Source organism: Nesterenkonia sedimenti, assembly GCF_012641515.1.
Taxonomy (GTDB): Bacteria; Actinomycetota; Actinomycetes; order Actinomycetales; family Micrococcaceae; genus Nesterenkonia; species Nesterenkonia sedimenti.
This window is the reverse complement of record NZ_JABAHY010000003.1, coordinates 131,038-145,362: the sequence shown is the minus strand read 5'-3', so window position 1 is coordinate 145,362 and position 14,325 is coordinate 131,038. Positions and strand designations below refer to the sequence as shown.

The 14,325-nt window shown below is 64.4% G+C and carries 14 protein-coding genes; 9 read left to right on the top strand and 5 right to left on the bottom strand.

What is annotated here, in order from left to right; all coding sequences use genetic code 11:
* Positions 1-80: 80 nt before the first annotated feature.
* The 4 genes from HGQ17_RS05045 to HGQ17_RS05030 form a co-directional block, all read right to left on the bottom strand.
* Positions 81-2,696, bottom strand: coding sequence for an HAD-IC family P-type ATPase (locus HGQ17_RS05045; RefSeq protein WP_168886883.1), 2,616 nt, complete (start codon positions 2,694-2,696; stop codon positions 81-83).
* Between the two features lie 30 nt (positions 2,697-2,726).
* Positions 2,727-3,884 carry a hypothetical protein gene (locus HGQ17_RS05040; protein ID WP_168886882.1) on the bottom strand — a complete coding sequence of 386 codons (1,158 nt, stop codon included), beginning with the start codon at positions 3,882-3,884 and terminating at the stop codon, positions 2,727-2,729.
* A gap of 8 nt (positions 3,885-3,892) precedes the next feature.
* Positions 3,893-4,471, bottom strand: a complete 579-nt coding sequence (gene dcd, locus HGQ17_RS05035) for a dCTP deaminase (RefSeq protein WP_168886881.1) — start codon at positions 4,469-4,471, stop codon at positions 3,893-3,895.
* 64 nt (positions 4,472-4,535) lie between these two features.
* Positions 4,536-5,894: an MFS transporter gene (locus tag HGQ17_RS05030; RefSeq protein WP_324615198.1), complete on the bottom strand. Its 1,359-nt coding sequence runs from the start codon at positions 5,892-5,894 to the stop codon at positions 4,536-4,538.
* Here HGQ17_RS05030 and HGQ17_RS15205 point away from each other — a divergent pair.
* From HGQ17_RS15205 to HGQ17_RS04995, 8 genes are all read left to right on the top strand, one after another.
* A complete protein-coding gene (locus HGQ17_RS15205; RefSeq protein ID WP_229503325.1) occupies positions 5,821-6,012 on the top strand; it encodes a hypothetical protein in 192 nt (63 codons plus the stop codon). The genes HGQ17_RS05030 and HGQ17_RS15205 overlap by 74 nt on opposite strands.
* Positions 6,013-6,085: 73 nt before the next feature.
* A complete protein-coding gene (locus HGQ17_RS05025; RefSeq protein ID WP_168886879.1) occupies positions 6,086-9,112 on the top strand; it encodes a Na+/H+ antiporter subunit A in 3,027 nt (1,008 codons plus the stop codon).
* Complete coding sequence (locus HGQ17_RS05020; RefSeq protein WP_168886878.1) at positions 9,109-9,606, top strand: Na(+)/H(+) antiporter subunit C; 498 nt, start codon at positions 9,109-9,111, stop codon at positions 9,604-9,606. Before HGQ17_RS05025 ends, HGQ17_RS05020 begins: the two co-directional genes overlap by 4 nt.
* Complete coding sequence (locus HGQ17_RS05015) at positions 9,606-11,366, top strand: Na+/H+ antiporter subunit D (RefSeq protein WP_168886877.1); 1,761 nt, start codon at positions 9,606-9,608, stop codon at positions 11,364-11,366. The genes HGQ17_RS05020 and HGQ17_RS05015 overlap by 1 nt, the downstream gene beginning before the upstream one ends.
* Positions 11,366-12,025 (top strand): Na+/H+ antiporter subunit E, encoded by a 660-nt coding sequence (locus HGQ17_RS05010; protein ID WP_168886876.1) that lies wholly within the window; start codon positions 11,366-11,368, stop codon positions 12,023-12,025. Before HGQ17_RS05015 ends, HGQ17_RS05010 begins: the two co-directional genes overlap by 1 nt.
* Positions 12,022-12,540: a monovalent cation/H+ antiporter complex subunit F gene (locus HGQ17_RS05005; protein ID WP_229503324.1), complete on the top strand. Its 519-nt coding sequence runs from the start codon at positions 12,022-12,024 to the stop codon at positions 12,538-12,540. The genes HGQ17_RS05010 and HGQ17_RS05005 overlap by 4 nt, the downstream gene beginning before the upstream one ends.
* A complete protein-coding gene (gene mnhG, locus HGQ17_RS05000; RefSeq protein WP_168886875.1) occupies positions 12,537-12,932 on the top strand; it encodes a monovalent cation/H(+) antiporter subunit G in 396 nt (131 codons plus the stop codon). The genes HGQ17_RS05005 and mnhG overlap by 4 nt, the downstream gene beginning before the upstream one ends.
* A 24-nt stretch (positions 12,933-12,956) precedes the next feature.
* The gene (locus HGQ17_RS04995) at positions 12,957-13,124 is read left to right on the top strand and encodes a hypothetical protein (RefSeq protein WP_168886874.1); all 168 of its coding nucleotides are present in this window, start codon (positions 12,957-12,959) and stop codon (positions 13,122-13,124) included.
* A gap of 10 nt (positions 13,125-13,134) precedes the next feature.
* Here the strand turns inward: HGQ17_RS04995 and HGQ17_RS04990 are convergent, their stop codons facing one another.
* Positions 13,135-13,398, bottom strand: a complete 264-nt coding sequence (locus HGQ17_RS04990) for a DUF4235 domain-containing protein (protein ID WP_168886873.1) — start codon at positions 13,396-13,398, stop codon at positions 13,135-13,137.
* A 106-nt stretch (positions 13,399-13,504) separates the two neighbouring features.
* On the opposite strand from HGQ17_RS04990, the gene HGQ17_RS04985 reads away from it, so the two are divergent.
* The gene (locus HGQ17_RS04985; RefSeq protein WP_168886872.1) at positions 13,505-14,323 is read left to right on the top strand and encodes a carbon-nitrogen hydrolase family protein; all 819 of its coding nucleotides are present in this window, start codon (positions 13,505-13,507) and stop codon (positions 14,321-14,323) included.
* Positions 14,324-14,325: the final 2 nt, after the last annotated feature.

Here is a 14,325-nt window from a genome sequence, read left to right as displayed (position 1 = left end):
GCTGAGGATCCAAAGCCGCCAAGGGCTCATCTAGCTAACAGCAGGTGAAGCGACTGTGAACTATGACCGAAAAGCGCCGATCAGCGCGACACCGGCGGGGGAGTGGGCGCTGCCGGTGAGGCCGGGGATTTGGAGGCCCCCGGACCGGAGGCGGCGTCCTCCTCGGAACGGGGCTTCTCCACCAGAGCCACATAGCCGCGGTGGCCCAGCTCCACCAGACCGCAGCCCATCAGGGAGGCCACGAAGGTCGCTGCCAGCAGTTCGGCGCTGGGCATGGCGAAGAGGTGGTACTGCTGAGAGATCGGGGTCAGCAGGACAACAGCCAGCAGAAGGTACATACCGGCGATCAGGGCAATCCGGCCCGCGTTCAACGGCCGCAGAGCGGCATTGAGCACCCAGAGGCCCACCAAGGTCAGACAGATGAAACTGGCGGTCTGGATCTCCGAGGCCCCCTCATCGAAGCGGCGCCCGAAGGCCGAGACCACAACCAGGGGTATGACCGTAGCCACCGCCATCGGCAGCGAGAATAATGCGGATCGTCGCAGGAATCCGCGGCGGTACCGCTGCACATTCGGCATAATCGCCAACAGGAAGGCGGGGAAGCCCAGCATCAGGAAGTCTGCAGTGGAGAACTGGCGCGGCAGGAACGGGAAGGACCAGAAGGCCAGGGCGAAGAACAGCCCCAGCAGGATCGCATAGGCGGTCTTGGCCAGGAACAGATGCGCCAGACGTTCGGTATTGGCGATGACCTTACGGCCCTCATCGAGGACTCCCGGCAGTCGGGAGAACTTGCCGTCCAGCAGCACCATGCGTGAGACCGCCTTGGTGGCCGGGGCGCCGGAGCCCATGGCGATGCCGAGATCCGCGCGTTTGACCGCAAGGGCGTCATTGATACCGTCACCAGTCATCGCCACCACATGGCCATTGGCCTGCAGGGCCTGGACCAGGGCCGCCTTCTGCTCGGGGGCTACCCGGCCGAAGACCTGATTGCTGGCCACTGCAGTGCGCAGGGCATCGGGGTCGCTGGGCAGAGTGGAGGCGTCCACGCCGTCGCCGGTGAATTCCATGCCCACCTCCCGGGCCACCGCAGCCACGGTTTTGGGGTTATCCCCGGAGATCACCCGGAGGTCGACCTCCTGCTCGCGGAAGTAGTCCAAGGTGGCCGCGGCATCCCGACGCACATTCTCCTTGAAGGTCACCAGACCCACCGGGCGCATATCCCGGGGCAGCTGCTCACCGCGGCGCAGCGGCAGAGTTGAGGCCTCATCCAGCGGACCGTCCAGCGGGGCCCAGGCCAGCAGGAGAGTCCGCAGACCCTGGGCGGCAATACCGTCGGTATGGCGCAGCAGCTGAGGAACATCGATCTCCGAGGAGACCGGGGCGCTGGTCAGGATCTCCGGGGCGCCGAGAATCCAATGCCCGGCCAGGGAACCGGCTGAGGCATCGAAGGTCACCGCTGACCAACGGCGCATCGAGGAGAACTGAACCTGATAGGCCGGCCGGTGTTGAGGCAGGGCGCTGAAGGGTACGGTCAGGGCCGCAGCGGTGGGATTGGCGGCTTCATCGTGACCGAAATAGGCCAGAACCTGCTGCCAGGCCTCAGCGCCCCCGCGCAGGGTCGGATCAGAATCCATCATCCACCCGGTGGGCAGTCCGGCCTCGTCCAAGGAGGTCGAGCCATGGAAGACGATGGTGCCGTCGGTCAGGGTGCCGGTCTTATCCAGGCAGACCACATCCACCCGGGCCAAGATCTCCACGGCAGGCTGCTCCTGGATCAGCACCTGGTTCTGGGCCAGCTTCACCGCTGCCAGGGCAAAGGCGATTGTGGTCATCAGGGCCAGGCCAGCCGGGATCATCGCGGTCACCGAGGCCACCGCGGTCACCAGGGCTTCACGCCACTCCCCGGAATCCCAGGCCTCCGACCAGCCGCCATGGGCGCGCATCTGCCCGTTGAAGACCACTGCAGTGATCGGGATCAGCGCAATCGAGAGCCAGAAGGCGATCCGCTCCAGGGCCCGGCGGATCTCCGAATTGATCTTCAGGTACTTCTTCGCCTCCGCGGCCAATTTCACCGCATGGGCCTTCTCACCCACGGCAGTGACCACGAACCGGCCCGAACCGGCCAGCACAGCAGTCCCGGAGAGGATGGTCTGCCCCCGGGCCTTGCCCACCGGCACTGACTCCCCGGTGAGCATAGACTCATCGATATCCATGTCATGGGAGCTGAGTACCACGCCATCGGCTGGGACCTGGTCACCGCGGCGGAGTTCGACGACGTCGTCGAGCACTACTTGTTCACGGTGGATACGGGTGATTGCCCCGTCCCGTAAGACCCGGATGTAGTCCTGGTGCAGTAAGGCGATGGCATCGAGTTTCCGTTTGGCGCTGTACTCCTGGATCAGACCGATGATCACATTGCCCACCGCGGCGATGGCGAAGAGCAGGTCCAGCCAGCGGCCCAGGATAATGATGATCAGCGCGCAGACCCCGATGATCAGGTTAAACAGGGTCATCAGGTGGGTCCACAGGATCTCTGTGATCGACCGGGATGTGGTGTGCGGCTGGACATTGGCCAGCTGCAGATGCATCCGCTCGGCCACCTGGGCGGCGTTGAGCCCTTTGGTCTCCAGAGTCCTGGGGTCAGGCGCCGACCTCAACTCCGCGGGGTCGCGGTCCTCTGTCTTCGCCCTAGCCACAACGCCCAAGTCTACTGGCGCAACAGGAAGTTAGCCGCCAGTTTCTTCACCGGTGACAGAGACGATGAGGTCTTCGCCACTGGCGCCGACCTGAACGTCCATCTCAAAGGGGACCTGCTCAGTCTCGGTGAGCTGCTCGCCGGTGTGGAAGTGCACAGCCTCGAAGCTCACCTCGGCCACGGGCTGCTCGAAATTGACCTCCCAGCCGTCGGCGTCGAAGCTCAGGGTGAAGTCCTCGGGGGCCGGGAAGTTCCACTCGATGGAATCGGAGTCCACCCGGTGGGTGGTGCTGATACCGACCGGGCAGCCCGAGGGCATCAGGACCTGCTGGTCGCATTCGGCGAAGTAGTCGGCGATCTCGGCGTGCAGAAGTTCATTCGCCGCCTCTGAGGCCTCCAGCTCCATGACGACCTGTTCGGCTGTCTCACTGGGCTCATCCCCGGCAGTCACCACATGCTCGGCACTGCCGGTCAGCCACTGGCTGTCGATGCTGATCTCGGCGGCGGTGGGCACGAAGGCGGCAAGCCGGGCTGTCTCGCCCTCGAGGTTCACCGGTTCGCCGTTGACCTGAATCTGGCCGATGCCGCCCTCAGGGGCGCCTGGGACGGCGACTTCGAACCAACTGACAGCGGCAGGGGAGACTGCCCACTCATCAAAGAAACCCCAGGTGGTTCCGGTGTTCTCCAGGGGAAGCTGGGTGTTGTGGGTCTCTCCGGCGGCGGTGAACTCCACGGTGCTGGAGTCCTCATCGGTGGCCAGTTCGGCTGATTCCAGCAGTTCGGCGGAGCGGGCCAGGGGTTCACCCGAGAGCAGGAGGTTGTCCAGCTCTGGTTCGGAGAGGAAATCCGGGACTGCGCTGACCAGTCCCAGGGCCTCGGCGCCATCACCTGACTCCACGGCCTCCCAGTACTGCTCAGCGGTGGCCTCGGGGGAGTAGACCTGCTCATTGACCTGCCAGATGGCAATACCGGCAGCCGCAATGCTCAGCAGCAGGCCAGTGGCCCAGCCGATGAGAGGCACAGCGGAGGACTTATTCTCCTGGGGTTCCTCTTCAGCAGGTGCCGGCCGCTGGGTGCGGTGTTCCTCCTGACGGGGGTTCAGGATCGCTGGGCGCTGCTCGGAGGTGGACTGACTCCACCCCGGGTAGTTGGGGTGGTTATTCGGAGGTGGTGGTGAAGGCTGTGTCATCTACAGGTTCAGGAAATCCGTGTGCGGTGGAAGTTCTCGTGACTGCGGGAAGCTGTGGGCCCGCGCTGTCCCTGGTACCGGGACTGGTGAGTGGTGGAGCCGTAGCCGTGGGCTGCGGGGGAGGAGAGCCGGAAGAAGCACAGCTGCCCGATCTTTGAACCGGGCCAGAGCTTAATCGGCAGGGTTGCCATATTCGACAGCTCCAGGGTGACCTGACCGGAGAACCCGGGATCGATGAACCCCGCCGTGGAGTGGGTCAACAGGCCCAGGCGTCCCAGGGAGGACTTGCCCTCCAGGCGGGCGGCGACGTCGTCGGGGAGGGTGACCGTCTCATAGGTGGCACCGAGCACGAACTCCCCGGGATGAAGGACGAAAGGCTCATCGGGGTCAACCTCCACCAGACGGGTGAGGTCTGGCTGCTCCACGCTGGGGTCGATATGGGCGTACTTGTGGTTGTCGAAGAGCCGGAACATCCGTTCCAGGCGGACATCCACACTGGAGGGCTGGATCATGGAGGTATCCAGGGGGTCCAGCTGAATGCGGCCGGCGTCGAGCTCGGCACGAATATCAGTATCGGAGAGCAGCACCGTACAAAACTACCACCAGCTCCTGCCTCTGTGGTGGTGCTGTCCTCATGATGAGCCCCGGTGATCAGCCGTCATTCAGGGAATGTTCATGCATCTTCGCCGGGCCGGTGGGGTCGCGGACGAGGATCAGCAGCAGGGCCAGGCCGGCGCCCAAGATGATAATGATGCCGGGGATGGCCATCACCTGGCCGCCGAAGAGCGCGATCAGCAGGGCGATCAGTCCCGGGGTCAGGAAGCTCATACCGCGTCCGGCGGTGGCGTAGAGGCCGAAGAGCTCACCTGCCCGGTCCGGCGGGGCCAACCGGCCCAGGAACGCGCGTGAGGAGGCCTGGGCGGGACCCACAAACAGGCATAGCAGCAGCCCGAATAGCCAGAACGCCTCCACCGGGCTCACCGAGATCCCGCCGATCTGACGCTCGTCGACGAAGATCCACATGATCACCGCAATGACCAATAGGCTCCACAGACTGGTGGCGATCACCGCGCGGGGGCCGATCTTGTCATCGAACCAGCCGCCAGCGATCGCCCCCAGGGCAGCAACCACGTTGCCGGCGATTCCGAACAGCAGCACACTGCCGGCGATCTCCGTGAACGGGATGGTGCTGTCCTCGATCCGATATACATGCACACCCAGCACGGCGCCCCAGGTGAAGATCGCCGAGAGCCCATCGCGGTAGGCCGCCGAGGAGATCAGGAACCACAGTGTATTCCGGTCCTTGTGCCACAGCCCTGCAATCACCCGGAACAACCTGAGATAGGACTCCCGAACGGTGACCTTCTCCTCCGTCGCATGCTGATCAGCGGTGTTCACCTTGGTCAGCAGCAACGGCAGAGCGAAGAGCAGATGCCAACCGGCGGCCACCAGGGCCACAGTGCGGATATTGACCGCATCATCCCCGCCGAGGCCAAGCAGATCGCCCTCGATCAGCGTCACATAGCAGATCAGCAGCAGCACGATCCCGCCGAGATACCCCGCACCCCAGCCGATGCCGGAGACCCGGCCCATCCGCTGATGGTCACTGATATCAGTGATCATCGCGTTGTAGTTGAGGTTGGCGAACTCATCGAAGATCCCCATCAACGCCATCAAGGTGACCCCCAAGAGCAGATAGCCTTCCTCAGGGCGGACAAAGAAGCAGGCCGCCACCATCACCAGGATCATCACCGTATTGATGGTCAGCCACAGCCGGCGCCGGCCGGCTTTATCCGTTCGCTGCCCGATCACCGGGGCCGTCAGGGCCACTACAGCACCGGCAATAGCGGTGGCCACAGCCAGATACTGGGCCCCGCGGTCCCCGGACTCAGCCTCCGGGGTGCCCGGGAGGTCGAAGACGCCCGAGGTCAGATACGTGCCGAAGACGAAGGTGGTCATCACCGCCGAGACAGTGGCGTTTCCCCAGGACCACAAACTCCACTTGGTGATCAGCCATTTGTTCAGCGGCTCAGAGGACGACGACGGCGCAGCACTGCCCCTGACCGGTTCAGTAGGCTCCGCAGATGTCCCGGTGATCTTCGTCATTGATATCCCCTGTCAAGTGTGACTCGATGCGCGGATCGTACCCCAATCCTGTTAACATATAGAGGATCGTCAACAGGGAATGAAAGGGTTGCTCCGTGCTCATCGTGCTCGCTGTGCTCTTTGCAGTGAGTCTGGCAGCCCCGTTGATGTATTCCTGGTGGGGACGCAGCACCTTTTATGTGCTGGCCGGGGTGCTGACCGGTGCTTTTATCTGGGGCCTGGCCCATATCCCGTATGTGGTGGAGGCTGAGCAGTCCGCGCCGCTGGGAACCGCAGATGGCCCCCCGGGGGAAGTCTTCGAATGGATCCCGCAGCTGGGCGTGGAACTGGCCTTCCGCATGGATGCCCTCAGCCTCGTGCTCTCCCTGCTGATCAGCGGAGTCGGAGCCCTGGTGATGCTCTACTGCGCCCGGTACTTCGCGCCCCGGGAGACTACTGCGGGCGCCTTCGCCGCCCAGCTCTTCGCCTTCGCCGCGGCCATGCTGGGCCTGGTGCTCTCCGATGACCTGGTCATGCTCTTCATCTTCTGGGAGCTGACCACCATCCTGTCCTTCCTGCTGATCGGCTACTCTGCCCACCGCATCTTCGCCCGCCGTTCCGCAATCCAGGCACTGATCGTCACCACCTTCGGCGGACTGGCCATGCTGGTGGGCCTGCTGTGGATCGGACAACTGGCCGGCAGCTACCGGCTCTCCGAGATCCTGGCCCACCCCGAGCTCAGTGGCACGGCAGTGGACCTCGCTGTGGTCCTGATCCTCATCGGCGCGATCTCCAAATCCGCACTGGTGCCCTTCCACTTCTGGCTGCCGGCCGCAATGGCCGCCCCGACCCCCGTTTCGGCCTATCTGCACGCGGCAGCCATGGTCAAAGCCGGTGTCTATCTCGTGGCCCGTTTCGCCCCCGGTTTTCACGACACCACCTACTGGTTCGGACTCACCGTGCTGCTGGGCCTGGCCACCATGCTGATCGGGGCCTACCGTGCGCTGCGTCAGACTGATATCAAACTGGTGCTGGCCTACGGAACCGTCTCCCAGCTGGGCTTCCTGATCATGGTCAACGGGCTGGGCACCCGGGATGCGGCCCTGGCCGGAATCGCCATGCTGCTGGCCCACGGGCTGTTCAAGGCTGCCCTGTTCATGATCGTGGGCATCATCGACCACAAAACCGGAACCCGTGACCTGCGCACTCTCTCCGGTATCGGCTGCAACCAACGACCCCTGCTGATCGTGGCGATTATCGCCACCGCTTCTATGGCCGGACTGCCCCCGCTATTCGGCTTCGTGGCCAAGGAAGTGGTCTTCGAATCCTTCTATGGCTACGCCGAGGTCAACGGCAGCCTGGGCTGGGCTGTGATGGCCGGGGTCATCCTGGCTTCGGCCCTGACCGTCGGCTACTCCGCCCGGTTCCTCTGGGGCGCCTTCGCCACTAAACGCCATCCGGCAGGACACGAGAACGCGGGCCAGCCGCTTCCGGTCACCGAATTCCACGGCAAACCGGATGCCGTCTTCCTGGCAGCACCGGCCATCCTGGCCGCCGGAACCCTGCTCTTCGCCGTGCTGCCGCTGCCGATCGAACACCTCGTGGAACCTTTCGCGGAGCTCTTCCAACCGGCAGATCCAGATATCGCACCCACCTATCTGGCCCTCTGGCACGGTTTCACCCCGGTACTGGGACTCTCAGTGCTCACCTGGGCCCTGGGCGCCGCCGCCTTCTGGCTGCTGGGCCGCAGGGGAGCCCCCGGCCTGGTGCCAAAAGAGGTCGACGCCGAACGCGCCTACCGGTACAGCATCCGTACCCTGGACGACTTCGCCGGCTGGGTGACCTCCAAAACCCAGCGCGGTTCCCTGGGCTGGTACCTGTTCATCATCGTTGCGGTGGCAACAGCCACCCCTGCTGGGGTCATCGCCTTCACCGGCCACACCGTGCCCGAGCACATCATCCTGGCCGAGGAGCCCATGCAGGTGGTGCTGGCCGCGGTGATCATCGCCGGAGGCCTCGGTGCGGTCTGGGCGCCCAAGCGATTCATGGCCGTGCTGATGGTCAGCCTCTGCGGCTGGGGGATCGCCGGCCAGTTCGCCCTCCAGGGCGCCCCCGATCTCGCCCTGACCCTGCTGCTGGTGGAATCCATCATCCTGGTGGTCTTCGTGCTGGCCCTGCGTACCCTACCGGCCGGAATCTGGACCCAGAATGCGGCCCGGCAGAAGATCGGCCGAGCTCTGCTGGGTGCCGCCTTCGGCCTGGTGGTGATGATCGCGGTGGCCATCTCCATGGACCGGCGCACCGCCGAACCGGTCAGCGTCGAATACCCGTGGATGAGCTACGAGATCGGCCACGGAGCAAATATCGTCAACGTCACCCTGGTCGATATCCGGGTCTGGGACACCTTCGGGGAGATCACCGTGCTGGCCGCAGCGGCCACCGGCGTGGCCAGCCTCATCTTCGTCAAACGCCGCGATGTCCAACGCCGGGCCCTGCACGAGGTGCCCACCGGATCAGTCGGTCGGGTGCTCTCCGATAAAGCGCTCTCCCCACGTCAGGCCAAAGAGGTCCAGGTGGCCCGCTCCTTCGCCACCGTCGCGCGAGAAGCCTGGCTGGTGGCCGGGCGCACCCTGGCCCCTGAGCACCGCAGCATCGTCTTCGAGGTAGTCACCCGGCTGATGTTCCACGCGATCATCCTGCTCTCGGTCTACCTCCTGCTGGCCGGCCACAACACACCCGGCGGCGGTTTCGCCGGCGGCCTGCTGGCCGGTCTGGCCTTTGTGCTGCGCTATCTGGCCGGTGGCCGTTATGAGCTCGAGGCCGCTATCCCGTTCTCTGCCGGGGCGCTGATGGGCTGGGGCCTTGCGGTGGCCTGCTTCACCGGTGTGCTGCCGCTGTTCGCCGGCGGCCAGGCCTTCCAGTCCTTCATTGTGGACCTCGACCTCCCGGTGCTCGGTGAGCACCACCTGGTCTCCTCAGTGCTCTTCGACGTCGGGGTTTACCTCGTCGTCGTCGGTCTCATCGTCGATGTGCTGCGCAGCCTCGGTTCCGAGATCGACGTGCGCTCGGAACAGGAATCCCGGGCCTCCTCCGGAACCGGCCACGGCGTCCACTCCCAGACCTCCCTGGGGGTGGCCCGGTGACAATCAACCTGACCCTGCTCGTGGTGATGGGCGCGATGCTGGCCATCGGTATCTACCTCATGCTCGAGCGTTCCCTGACCCGGGTGCTGCTGGGCATCATCCTGATCTCCAATGGGGTGAATCTGCTGATCCTGCAGACCGCAGGTCGGGCCGGTGAAGCTCCGCTGTACAACGAGGATCTCGAGGCCGGCGACTACCTCGACCCCCTGCCGCAGGCCCTGCTGCTGACCGCCATCGTCATCGCCTTCGCCATGGTGGCTCTGGTGCTCGCCCTGATCTACCGCTCCTGGGTGCTGGCCCGCCAGGATGAGGTCACCGATGACGAGGAGGACCGCCGCGTGGCCCAGAGCATCGGCGCCCATGATCCCGAGGAGGACGACGAGGTCAGCACCGAGACCAGTGAGTTCATCGACTCCATGGACCCCGCCACAGGTTCCATCCGCCAAGTGGACCCCAGTGAACGGGCCGAAGGCCCCGGGGAGGTGGAGCGCTGATGGAGGTCAACCTCCTGGAATTCGTCCCCCTAGCAGTGCTGCTGCCGTTCTTCGGGGCGGCCTTCGCCTTCGCGTTCTACCGCAACCAGGCGACCCAGAAAGCCATCACCATCGGCACACTGATCGCCACGGTGACCCTGGAGATCGTGCTGCTGACCGAGGTCTGGCACGGCGGGGCCCATGCGGTGCACCTGGCCGGCTGGCCGGCACCCTTTGGCATTGCCATGGTCATTGACCGGTTTGCCGCACTGATGCTGGTGGTCTCCTCGATCATCACCCTGGCGGTGCTGCTCTACGCGGTGGGACAGGGTGCCGCCGAGGAGCGCAACGACTCGGGTCCAGTCTCGATCTTCTACCCCACCTATCTCATCCTGGTCGCCGGTGTCTCCAACGCCTTCCTGGCCGGTGACCTCTTCAACCTGTACGTGGGCTTCGAGATCTTCCTGACGGCGTCGTACGTTCTGCTCACCCTCGGCGGCGGCGAGGCGCGTATCCGGGCTGGAGTGACGTATGTGGTGGTCTCCATCCTGTCCTCGATGCTGTTCCTGATCACCATCGGGCTGATGTACGCCGCCACCGGTACGGTGAACCTCGCCGATCTGGCCCTGAAGCTGACCGAACTCGACCACGGCACCCAGCTGATGCTGCATGTGATGCTGCTGGTGGCCTTCGGAATCAAGGCCGCGGTCTTCCCCCTGGCCTTCTGGCTGCCGGACTCCTACCCCACCGCCCCGGCACCGGTCACCGCAGTCTTCGCCGGACTGCTGACCAAGGTTGGCATCTACGCGATGATCCGCACCGAAACCCTGCTGTTCCCGGGGGAGCGGATCAACACTGCGCTGATGATTGTGGCCGCACTGACCATGATCGTGGGCATCCTCGGCGCCCTGGTGCAGGCTGATATCAAACGTATGCTCTCCTTCACCCTGATCAGCCATATCGGGTATCTGGTCTTCGGGTTGGCGCTGAGCAGCATCATCGGCATGGCCGCAACGATCTACTATGTGGCTCACCACATCACCATCCAGACCACGCTCTTCCTGGTCACCGGGCTGATCGAACGCCGGGCCGGGACCGCCAATGTGGACAGGCTGGGCGGATTGGCCCGGATCTCACCAGTGTTGGCCGTGCTGTTCTTCATCCCGGCGCTGAACCTTGCGGGAATCCCGCCCTTCTCCGGGTTTGTGGGCAAACTGGGCATGATGCAGGGGGGTATCGCGGAGAACACCTGGATCACCTGGACCCTGGTCTTCGCGAGTGTGTTGACTTCGCTGCTGACCCTGCTGGCCATCGCCAGAATCTGGGCCAAGGGCTTCTGGCGCAAAGCGGAGGATGTGGAGAACCCCGAACGGATCCTGAAGCAGAAGACCCTGGCCCACGCCCGGGCTGCCAATAAGCGGCTGCTGCCCAGCACTATGGTGGCCCCCACTGCCCTGTTGGTGGGGATGAGCCTGGCTTTCACCATCTTCGCTGGTCCGCTGATGAACTTCTCCCGGGTCGCAGCCCAGGATATGTACGAACGCACCCCCTACCTTGATGCAGTCCTCGGTGAGGAACGGGTCGACGGGGTGCGCGAGGACCTCGTGGACTTCACCACCGGCCACCTCATCGATCTCGACACCGGCGACGACGGGGCAGCGGAGTTTGCCCCGGTGGAGACCTCCCTGCAGCCCAGTATGGAGACCGATGACCAGGGCTCCACAAGTGTGGACGACCCCGCTGGGTCTGAGGGCCCCGAAGACCTAGGCGGTGATGACTGATGCGCAGACCACGGACTCCGCTGAAACTGGAACTGCCGCTGATCCTCTTCCTGGGCGTGTTCTGGATGGCGGTCTGGCAGAGTTTCGACCTGGGCACTTTCATCATCGGCGTGGTCTACGGGACCATCGCCGTCCGGGTGTTCTACCTTCCGCCGCTGCGCGGAACTGGCCGGATCAACCCGATCTGGCTGCTGGTGCTGGTGCTGCGCTTCTTGGGCAAGATGGTCTACGCCAGCTTTCAGGTCTCCTGGATCATCCTGGTGAAGGGACCGCGGGTGCGGAACTCGATCATCTCCATCCAGCTGCGCAGCCATGATGACCTCATGATCACCCTGGTCACCCATCACCTGGGACTGGTGCCGGGTTCGGTCTTGCTGGATGTGGACCGCACGACGGCGACCCTCTACCTCCACGCTCTCAACGTCACCGACGATTACCGGGCGGAGAAGATTCGGCAGGATGCCCTGCGTACCGAGGCGCTGCTCATCCGTGCCCTGGGCAACCGCTCGGATCTCGCGGTGATCAAGGCCGAACGCCGCCTGGGCCGGATGGCCGGTTTCTCCAAGACCGAACGGGAATCGCCGATTCCGGCTCATTCCAATGCCCCGGCCGCCGGACTGACCTCCGGTCGGACGAAGGGTGGGGGGAAGACATCATGATGCTCGACTACGCCTACTGGATCACCCAGGTGCTGCTGGCCTTGGGTGCACTCGGCGCGGTCTACCGGGTGTACAAGGGGCCCTCAGTATTGGATCGGGTGATCAGTGTCGATGTCATCCTGATCATCGTCGGTTCGATCATGTTGGCCGATATGGCCTACGGTCGGCACCAGGACTACATACTCTTTGTGGTGGTCACCGCGGTGATCGGGTTCCTAGGTGCAGTGGCCATCGCCCGCTATGTGGCGGTGCGTACCCCCGATTCAGAGGACACCGTCCGTCAGGCCGAGGCTCAGGCCCGGGCGATCACCGGGGAATCGGCCCCCGAGGAGCCGGAAGCCCCCACCGCCACCTCGAGCCCGGGTGCAGCGGATGAGTCCACTTCCTGGTTCGCGGCCCTGGCCCGTTCCGGATTCGTGCCCAAGCGCAATAAGGACGATGACGAAAACCCCACCGGTGAGGACAATCCCGCCCCGGGGACATCCTCGAACCCCGGCGGAGGTGAGCAGAAATGAGTGAACTGACCCTGGATACCGTCCTGGACGGCATCGCCGCAGTCTTCCTGGTGGTCGGCGGGCTGATGTCCCTGGCGGCAGGCCTGGGGCTGGTGCGCTTCCCCGATCTGCACTCTCGGATGCATGCAGCCACCAAACCTCAGGTGCTGGGACTGCTGATGCTGGTGCTGGCCGCCTCGATTATGTGGCGCTCCTGGGCCTGGGTTGCTATCGCCCTGCTGGCCTGGGGACTGATGATCCTCACCGCCCCGGTCTCAGCACATGTGGTGGGCCGGGCCGGTTACCGTACGAAACATATGCGCACTGATCTGCTGACCCATGATGAACTGGCCAGCACAGTGGACCGGCTCTCCCGCCAGCGCGGAGTCCGGCGAGAAGTCACCGACGATTGAATTGGGACCAGGTAGGCTGGTTCCATGATTCTCAAGATCGCCTTCGGGGTTATTACGATCCTGTCCGTCATCGCTGGCATTATCGCGCTGACCGGCGATCCTGCGGCTGCCTCCGCATTCGCATTTGGCGCCGCCGTGATCTCCGGGATCAGTCTGGCCTACCTCATCGGCCGCGACGGCAAATCAGACTGACCCCTGAAACTCACACCTCGGAGCGGTTGTTCTTCAGCCGGTTCATACCGGCCTTGGCGCCGCGCTGAGAGAGCACCTGCACTGCGGCGCTGACCGCCGCGGAGGTCACACCGAAGACCAGGGCGCGCTTGATGTCCACCGCGTCGATCTCGTCGTTCTTCGGCGGCTCTTCGCCGGTGACCTGCTTCCAGGTCAGATCAAAGGCCTTGGAGGCCACAAAGCCGGCCCCCAGGGAGATGGCGACAGTCAGTCCCTTTTCCATCAGCTTGTCCATGGTGCTTCACTCGCTTCCTCTGCGGGGTCTGTGAACTCTCTGCCAGCCTATCGGGTTCCGAAGCTTAGGGGCACATCTTTCGGGCGTGAATGCGTAGCATGGGACTATGCGTATCGCAGCAGCTCAGATCGTCACTGACGAGGACCCGCAGCAGAACCTCCAACTTGTGGAGGAGTGGGCCACCAAGGCCGCAGATGCCGGGGCTGACCTGGTGGTCTTCCCCGAAGCCACCCAGCGGGCCTTCGGCCACCCCCTGAAACCCATCGCTGAAACAGTGGACGGGCCCTGGGCTGATCAGGTGCACCTGATCGCTCAGCGCCTCGGGATCGTCATCGTGGTCGGAATGTTCACCCCCGGCGAGCCCAACGAGGAGGGCAAACCCCGGGTAAAGAACACCCTGCTGGCCACCGGCCCATCAGTGTTCGTCAGCTACGACAAGCTGCACCTCTACGACGCCTTCGGCTTCCAGGAGTCCAAAACCGTCCAGGCCGGCGAGAGGGCCGTGCGCTTCGACAACCGGGGGCTGCGCCTTGGCCTGGCCACCTGCTACGACATTCGGTTCCCCCAGCTTTTCCAAGCCCATGCCAACGACGGCGCCCAGGCCACCATCCTGCCGGCCTCCTGGGGAGCGGGACCCGGCAAGGTCGAACAGTGGCGCACCCTGGTCACCGCCCGTGCCTTGGACTCCACGCAGTACATCATCGCCTGTGGTCAGGGTCTGCCTGATGCGGCCGGTGTCCAGGCCCCCGAGGGAGCACCCACCGGGGTGGGGCATTCGATGATCGTCTCACCGACCGGGCAGGTTCTCGCCGAGGCGGGGGAGGCCCCCGAACTGCTGGTGGCCGATATCGAGGCCGACACTGTGGAGAAGGCCCGCAAGGTCCTGCCAGTCCTAACCAACGCCCGCAAAGACATCACAGGCTAAGC